Annotated in this window: 7 protein-coding genes; 5 read left to right on the plus strand and 2 right to left on the minus strand. The window is 41.4% G+C overall.

What is annotated here, in order from left to right; all coding sequences use genetic code 11:
• Nucleotides 1-253 precede the first annotated feature (253 nt).
• Both DP117_RS32720 and DP117_RS32725 read right to left on the minus strand, forming a co-directional pair.
• On the minus strand, nucleotides 254-379 hold the full coding sequence (locus tag DP117_RS32720; protein WP_169222331.1) for a photosystem II protein Y: 126 nt from the start codon (nucleotides 377-379) through the stop codon (nucleotides 254-256).
• Between the two features lie 151 nt (nucleotides 380-530).
• Nucleotides 531-1,061 carry a gamma carbonic anhydrase family protein gene (locus DP117_RS32725; protein WP_339381132.1) on the minus strand — a complete coding sequence of 177 codons (531 nt, stop codon included), beginning with the start codon at nucleotides 1,059-1,061 and terminating at the stop codon, nucleotides 531-533.
• Nucleotides 1,062-1,252: 191 nt separating this feature from the next.
• Between DP117_RS32725 and DP117_RS32730 the strand changes: the two genes are divergently transcribed.
• The 5 genes from DP117_RS32730 to map all read left to right on the plus strand — a co-directional run bounded on the left by DP117_RS32730 (nucleotide 1,253) and on the right by map (nucleotide 7,340).
• Complete coding sequence (locus DP117_RS32730; RefSeq protein ID WP_211176489.1) at nucleotides 1,253-1,765, plus strand: TIGR02652 family protein; 513 nt, start codon at nucleotides 1,253-1,255, stop codon at nucleotides 1,763-1,765.
• Nucleotides 1,766-2,071: 306 nt separating this feature from the next.
• Nucleotides 2,072-2,515: a VOC family protein gene (locus tag DP117_RS32735; RefSeq protein ID WP_169222333.1), complete on the plus strand. Its 444-nt coding sequence runs from the start codon at nucleotides 2,072-2,074 to the stop codon at nucleotides 2,513-2,515.
• 212 nt (nucleotides 2,516-2,727) lie between these two features.
• A complete protein-coding gene (locus DP117_RS32740) occupies nucleotides 2,728-5,544 on the plus strand; it encodes a pitrilysin family protein (protein ID WP_169222334.1) in 2,817 nt (938 codons plus the stop codon).
• A gap of 37 nt (nucleotides 5,545-5,581) precedes the next feature.
• On the plus strand, nucleotides 5,582-6,124 hold the full coding sequence (locus DP117_RS32745) for a cupredoxin domain-containing protein (RefSeq protein ID WP_248277947.1): 543 nt from the start codon (nucleotides 5,582-5,584) through the stop codon (nucleotides 6,122-6,124).
• 388 nt (nucleotides 6,125-6,512) lie between these two features.
• Nucleotides 6,513-7,340 (plus strand): type I methionyl aminopeptidase, encoded by an 828-nt coding sequence (gene map, locus DP117_RS32750; RefSeq protein WP_169222336.1) that lies wholly within the window; start codon nucleotides 6,513-6,515, stop codon nucleotides 7,338-7,340.
• Nucleotides 7,341-7,454: the final 114 nt, after the last annotated feature.

Consider the following 7,454-nt stretch of genomic DNA (forward strand, 5'->3'; position numbering starts at 1 on the left):
TAGCTAGTGGTAGGTGTTATGTAACGGATAGCGCATCAGATCGCTCTCGTGGGATGATTGTATTCCAAAAAGTTAAAAGTGACGAACAAAAGGCTCAAAGCTCTGGACCAATAACTGAGTTGGTCGGATAAGCCTTAATATTAAATTTAGAATAGGTCTTTTGAGACTCCCGCAAAGTTTCTTGTCAAATAAAACCGACTGCTTCTCAAAAGAGAAACAGCCGGTTGAATATTTTATAGTAATAATTCAGATTTTATGCTTCTCTATTCAAAAAGTTTTGCAATTGATTGAGAGCAGCAGCACCAATGTTAAACACTGCCCAACCAGCAGCAATTAGGACTGGTGCTAAAACAATGATCAAACGTAGATCTAAGTCCATCTCTACAACCCCTTTATCATGTATAAGTTAAACTTTTGTCAATTTTTTCTCATTATTTATATTTAACTAAACCAGTCAACTTTCCCAAATAATTCGTAAATAATCTTTACAACAAGAGTCCGGAGTCAAAAATTATTCTCCCCTGCTTCCTCTACTCAGATGCCCCAAACCCAATATCTACACCCTTGCCTGCATGAACCAAAGCTAACTTTTTGTAACGTTCAGCATGTAAAATCAGTTCTGCAGCTTCAGCTTCGGATATTTGGCGGATAACTTTCCCAGGAACACCCACAACCAGGGATAAGGGCGGTACATCTTTCGTGACGACTGCGCCTGCGCCAATAATGCTCCCGGTACCCACCCGTACCCCATCTAGAACAACTGCGCCGATTCCAATCAAGCTGCCGTGTTCAATATAGGCGGAGTGTACGACAGCACGATGCCCGACTGTCACATGATTTTCCAAGACCGTGGGTAACCCAGGATCACCGTGTAAAATGGCTCCATCCTGAATATTTGTACATTCACCAATTTCTATAGATTCCACATCCGCCCTCACAACAGCTCCATACCATATGCTGACTCCTGCGGCAATTTTGACTGAACCGATCACAATAGCGTTTGCAGCAATAAAGGCAGCTTGAGAAATATCAGGAGAAGACCAGTAGGAAGCGATAGACACGGTAGAATAGAGATATGGTACCCAAGAACACTGGAGGAACTCCAACCTTAGTAGGTTGCAAAACCAGGATATCACAGTGTTGAGTCTATTGACTCAAAGGCAGCAGTCAGTCAGTGTCCAACGAGGTGGAGCAGAAGTGTAAAAGGAACCAACACTACTGGTGAAGACAATAATATGTTTGTATGCACTTCATGATGAATCCAGGCTTGCAGTACCCCATATTCGGTCCAGAAATTCAGTGTCCCCACTGCCGCCAAACAATCCCGGCTTTGACACTAACAGATACTTATTTGTGTCCACGTCACGGCGCGTTTGAAGCAAATCCCAAAACTGGAGAGTTAATCCATCTACAGTCAGGACGTCATTGGCGAAGATGGAACGGTGATTGGTATCGACAACACACTCATCCCGATGGCATTCGGTTTGAAATTCATGAAGCACTAGATAAGCTCTATACCCAAGGGTATCGAGCCACACGGGTGCTGATTGCTAGCCGCTATCAAGAGTTGATGAGTGGCTATCTAGAGCGTAGCACTCACTGGCGTTCTGGACAGTCAGAGGCAACCTCGGCGCGACTTTATGGTTTACCTGTGGAGTTCAGCCCAGATTCCTCCGAAGATCCCCGTTGGGATGTGATTAATTTCGATTTGGAAAAAGAGCCTGGTGTACCAGTGCGCTATCCTTATTTCCGATTGTTTGAGTAGTTGTCGATACTCACTTGTCCAAAGTCCAATGATAGTTTGGTAGCAGGTATAAAGCTTCTTGCTCTCACCAAAGCTAGTGCTTTGGGCAAAGCAAACCTCCCGCAATCGCTCTTGGCGGGAGGTTTTGGAATTGGAGATTTTCCCCAAAAAGTCAAAATTTTCTAACTCCTGAGTTGTGAGTTCTTCTTTATACTTATGGAGATGCATTCTGGGTTCTGTGTTCTTACTCTGTGGTCTTCTCAAAGCAGTTGTAAACCACTTTGGCTATGCTAGTTCATAAATGACAATTGACAATTATACAAAAAAATGCATCACGCTTCGATTCGTACCGCGAATATTCATCAGGCGATCGCCTTTTACGAACAATTAGGGTTTACAGTCTGTGAACGCTTCACAACAGGCTACACTCTTGCGTGTTGGATGGAAGGACTCAACGGCAGAATTGAACTGATTCAAATTCCTCAGCCAACACCTGCTCCAGATGCCTTTGCAGATGAACATTACGTAGGATACTACCATCTTTCATTCGATTTAACTGAAATAACACCAGATTTATCTAGTTGGTTAACAAATTTAAAAGAACGTTTTTTAGTGTTATCAAGAAATAATCCTGACCTGCTAAAACCACTGACAATTCTTTTGGAACCAACACAGCAGCAGATAGGAAATAAAATTTATGAAGTAACTTTTATTGCAGATACTGATAGTTTGCCCCTCGAATTCATCCGCGTATTAACAACATTGTCCTAGTTGAATTTCTGATTTTTTATCTGTAGAATATTAATTTCTTCTGTAAAGCTTGTTGAAATCACACATCATTCACCAAAAGTCAAACTACTATATTCAAGTATCCTCAAGAAGATTTTGTCACTAACTTTACAGACAAAATAGTATAATTTACGTCTGTGTTACCGAAAGTGCATCGATACCATTTTCCTTTATTACTTTTATTTTTTTCGCTCATGACAGTGTTGTTGCTTGGAGATGAGTTTTCTTACAGCCAGATAACAACCAGTTCCTTATGGTCAAATTCACATCAAATCATTGTTTCAAAAAAAGCAGAGCCTTATTCATTGACTGAAAATGTCCACAAGACAATATTAGATAATGGTTTAACTGTCCTGACTCAAGAAATCCACTCCAGCCCAGTGGTGACTGTGCAAGTCTGGTACAAGGTAGGTTCACGTAACGAAGAACCTGGATTGAATGGTATTGCCCACCAATTAGAGCACATGATGTTTAAAGGCACAAAAAATCGTCCAATTCAATTTGGACGGTTGTTGAGTGCTTTAGGTAGTGACTCAAATGCTTTCACGAGTTATGACCAAACGGCATACTACAATACAGCAGAACGTGGCAAGCTTAAGGCTTTGCTGACGTTAGAAGCAGATAGAATGCAAAATGCTCGGATTGATGCTACAGAATTAGCAAGCGAAAAGCGAGTTGTGATTTCCGAGTTGCAGGGGTACGAAAATAGTCCAGACTATCGCTTAAACACTGCTGTGATGCTCTCGGCGTTTCCCAACCATGCTTACGGGTTACCGATTGGTGGTACTAAAGCCGATGTAGAAAGGTTTAATTTAGAGCAAGTAGAGAAATATTACCGCAATTTCTACAGTCCTGACAATGCTGTTCTAGTTATTGTTGGGGATTTCCAAACTGAATCAACCCTGGAAGCCACCAAAGAAATTTTTGGGAAAATACCTAAGACTCAGAAGTCAGGAGTCAGAAGTCAGGAGTCAGGAGGAGGCAGTGCGGTGGACGGGTTCCACAGGCTACAGCAACTGCCGTTCAGGAGTCAGGAGTCAGGACGCACAAATCCTATAGTATTACGAGAACCGGGAGCTGGAGCTTTGCTACAAGCTGTCTATCCGTTACCAGATGTTAATCACCCTGATGTGCCAGCATTAGATCTGATGGATCGGATTTTAACAGACGGACGAAATTCCAGGCTCGAACAAGCATTGATAGAATCAGGTTTAGCAAGTGATGTTTCAGCAGCAGCTGTTAATTTAATAGAATTAGGCTGGTATGAGTTGTTAATCACAGCAGATCCAGAGCAAGACTTAAAAAAAATTGATTCAGTTCTAAAAAGTGCGATCGCCAAACTGATAAATAAAGGAGTCACAACAGAAGAACTCAATCGAGCAAAAATGAAATTGGAAGCATCTGTTCTTTTGAGTAACCGTGATCTCACAAGTCTGGGATTGCAATTAGGTAATGATGAGACAACGACTGGTGATTATCGTTATACAGAACGATATTTGACAGCTATTCGCCAAGTCACGATGCAAGATGTACAGCGTGTCGCCAAAAAATATCTCAAACATGAAGCACGTATAGTGGGCTTTTTTGAGCCGACTCAGATAACAGTCGAAGGTAATGATGCCAAAGTAAATTCCAAACGCAACACAGAAAATTTCACATCGTCGTCGGGTGGTTCTGTGACAACACAGGAAGTGAAAAAATATTTACCTCCAGTCGATTTGGCTAGTATTCCTACAAACCATACGTTACCAGAGCAATTCACATTACCTAATGGTTTACGGATATTGCTTGTACCCGACACCAGCACTCCCACAGTCACACTTTCTGGCTACGTCAAAGCTGGGTTAGAATTTGATCCAGAAGATAAAGCTGGATTAGCGTCTGTTGTTGCTGAAAACTTAATGAATGGAACCAAAACAAAGGACGCTTTGACTGTTGCGAAAATCTTAGAAGACAGAGGCGCAAGCCTGGAGTTTGAAACATACCGAGAAGGCGTGCAAATTCAAGGTGATAGCTTGGCAGCTGACTTACCTGTTCTGATTCAGACTTTAGCAGATGTTGTCAAAAATGCTAATTTTCCCACAAAAGATTTCAAACTGAGTCTCAAACAAGCATTAACTGCTCTCAAACAAGAGTTAGATGATCCTTCAGATGTCGCACGAAGAACATTTGTACAATCGGTTTATCCGAAAAAACACCCTTTACATATCTTTCCTACAGAGCAAAGTTTACGACGGATTAGTCGTAAAGATGTCATTGAATTTAAAACAAAGCATTATCGTCCCGATACGACAGTACTAGCACTGGTTGGAGATTTCACTCCTGAATCAGTCCAAGAACTGATAAAAACTGAGTTTGGTAACTGGAAGGCAAATGGTGTACCACCAACATTAAAGTATCCAGCAGTCTCTTTGCCAGAAAAAGTTATCGACGTTAACCCAGTACTTCCAGGTAAAGCTCAAGCGATTACTTATATGGGTAACACAGGTATTAACCGCAAAGATTCCCGCTTTTATGCAGCTTTGGTGTTGAATCAGATTTTAGGTGGTGATACTCTATCAAGTAGACTCGGAGCTCAAGTGCGCGATCGCCTTGGACTGACTTACGGAATTTATAGCAGCTTCCTTACTGGCAAAAATTCTGGAACATTCATGATTGAAATGCAAACTAGTCCAGAAGATACTCGTCAGGCGATCGCCAGTACTCGCGAATTACTCAAAGAAATCCACCAAAAAGGTGTTACTGAACTCGAAGTAGAGACAGCTAAACACATCTTAATCAGTAACTACATCGTATCCCTGGCAAACCCAGAGGAATTAATCGATAAAATCCTGATGAATGAAGTCTACGGGCTAGCCAAAGAAGAACTACGCGGTTTTCCTGAAAAAATTCAAGCAGTTAACTTTGAGCAAGTTAATCAAGCAGCTCGTGAGTTACTCTATCCAGATAAAATTGTAGTAGTCACCGCTGGACCTCCTGTAGTTGCAGAACAAGGTCGCATCAGTCAATAACCTCTAGTCATGAGTTGTGATTGATGAGTCATGACTCATGATCTCAAATTTTTTAACATCCTTTATGAAAAAAGTTCAGAAACATTTATACCAATTTTCTGTCAAAAATTTACTCTCTGCTGCATTTTCCATATTCCCTATTTTCCTGTCTCTCATCCTACTGCTATGTACTTTCGTCTTGAATAGTACCCCCGCAATTGCAGCAAATGTACCTCATGGCATTCTCAAGCAACCTGCCACAGAAATGACAGTGAGTTTAGGTAATTCTGCTAATGAACTGAAGTTTGAACCAAATGACCTACAATTCGAGTCTGGTAAACGCTATGAACTCAGATTAACCAATCCCAGTGCTCAAAAGCACTATTTCACCGCTAAAGATTTTGCTGATGCAATCTGGACACAGAAAATCGAAGCAGGCAAAGTGGAAGTAAAAGGAGCCATCCATGAAGTAGAACTAAAACCAGGTGCTGAGGCTGAATGGTTCTTTGTACCTCTCAAGCCAGGAAAATATATCCTGCATTGTTCAATTGCAGGACACACAGAAGCAGGTATGACTGGAGAAATTGTGATTAGCAATTAATTATCAATTAATTATCAATTAATTATAAATTAAGTTTTTTATCAAAATTGACAATGAACGAGGCTGCAAACAAGACTTGTCGGCACTAGTATCGCTTGCTTAGAATTCAAAGTTCCAAGCAAGCGGTACTAGAGTGTTAGTACATGAGTCACGCATTGGGGTAAAAAACCCGGTTTATTTAAGTTTAGCTCACGAAAACTCGATCTTTCCAGCAAAAACCGGGTTTTTGGGATGAGAGTACCGGTGCAAAGAGCGTGCAGTTCAACAGACCAGCTTCTGGCAAAAAATAAGTTACCTTAAATATAGGTATAGTTTCTTAACAACGACAAAAAAGTATTGACTACAACAGACAAAAGCTAGAAACTGCACAAATAGTTATTAATTTCCCATGAACATTCTCAGTCACCTGCTTTCTCAACCAGCTCAAAACAACAGTCAAAAAAGACAACGCCGAGGAATTGAAATTAAATCGCCGCGTGAAATAGACATTATGCGGCAATCAGCAAAAATAGTCGCAACTGTGCTAACAGAAATTACTGAGCTGGTTAAGCCAGGTATGACGACTGCTGACTTGGATGCTCATGCAGAAAAACGCATCCGCGAAATGGGTGCAACACCAAGTTTTAAAGGGTATCACGGTTTTCCTGCTTCTATCTGCTCTAGCATTAACAATGAAGTTGTACACGGCATCCCTAGTCCAAAAAAAGTCATCCGCACTGGAGATGTCTTAAAAGTTGATACTGGTGCATATTACCAAGGCTTTCATGGTGACTCTTGTATTACAATCGCTGTCGGTGAAGTCACTCCAGAAGCAGCCAGACTTATTCGTGTAGCAGAAGAAGCCCTTTTTAAAGGCATTGCACAGGTAAAAGCAGGAAACGACTTGATGAGTATTGCCGGAGCAATAGAAGATCATGTCAAAGCAAATAAGTTTACTGTAGTAGAAGACTTTACTGGACACGGTGTTGGTCGTAACCTACATGAAGAACCTTCGGTTTTTAACTTCCGCACCCGCGAAATGCCTAATGTCAAACTGCGTGCAGGTATGACACTGGCAATTGAGCCAATTTTGAATGCTGGTTCTAAGTATACACGAACCTTATCTGACCGTTGGACAGCTGTGACGGTAGATAATTCTCTATCCGCTCAGTTTGAGCATACTGTGTTGGTGACAGAAACTGGATACGAGATTTTGACTGATCGGACAAAACTTTAACTTCTTTGACAATGCTGTGTTGACTGTGAGAACATCGCTGTGTGCTCACGGCACGCTACGCGAACACAAAAAGCTAGGGGATTTATAGTGAACTACCCACCACCAACCGCAAGC

It is taken from the genome of Brasilonema sp. UFV-L1, assembly GCF_012912105.1.
Classification (GTDB): Bacteria; Cyanobacteriota; Cyanobacteriia; order Cyanobacteriales; family Nostocaceae; genus Brasilonema.